We start from the raw sequence: 501 nt of genomic DNA on the forward strand, positions 1-501 counted from the left end.
AATGAAAACTCCCCGGGCTGAAGCCCGGGGTTTCGGCCCTGTGGCATAATCTGACTATGGGTTTTTTCGCTGATCACGGATGTACTTCTTAACGATAGCTTCATTGACTTGGCCGACCGTTTCGGCAAAATACCCATCCGCCCAGAAGCTCTCTCCCCACAAGAATTCCTCCAATTCCGGATATTCTTTTCTCAACACCCGACTCGTTCCCCCTTTGAAGATTTGCACAACTTCGGCCACACTGTTCTTAGGAGGAACCTGCACAACGATATGGAGGTGATCATCTTGAATCGCGATCTCGCTGATCCACCAATTGTTCATCCGACAGGCTTCATACAAAAGTTTTTTCAGGCGGATGGCGATTTTGCCTTGCAACACACGCTTCCGATACTTCGGGATCCATACCAAATGGTATTGCAGTCGATGCTTGGTATGAGCTCCCGTGGCGTATCTGACCATAGCCAGATTATGCCGGATTTGCCTCCACTTCGCCAGCTTCGC

Annotated in this window: 1 protein-coding gene; it reads right to left on the minus strand. The window is 49.9% G+C overall.

The annotated features are described in order from the left end of the window. Positions 1–54: 54 nt before the first annotated feature. Positions 55–501, minus strand: a 447-nt coding sequence (gene tnpA / locus SCM96_16140) for an IS200/IS605 family transposase (protein MDW7762118.1), incomplete at its 5' end; no start/stop codon positions are given.

The organism is Acidobacteriota bacterium (genome assembly GCA_033549365.1).
Lineage (GTDB): Bacteria > Acidobacteriota > Aminicenantia > Aminicenantales > Saccharicenantaceae > JAWSUF01.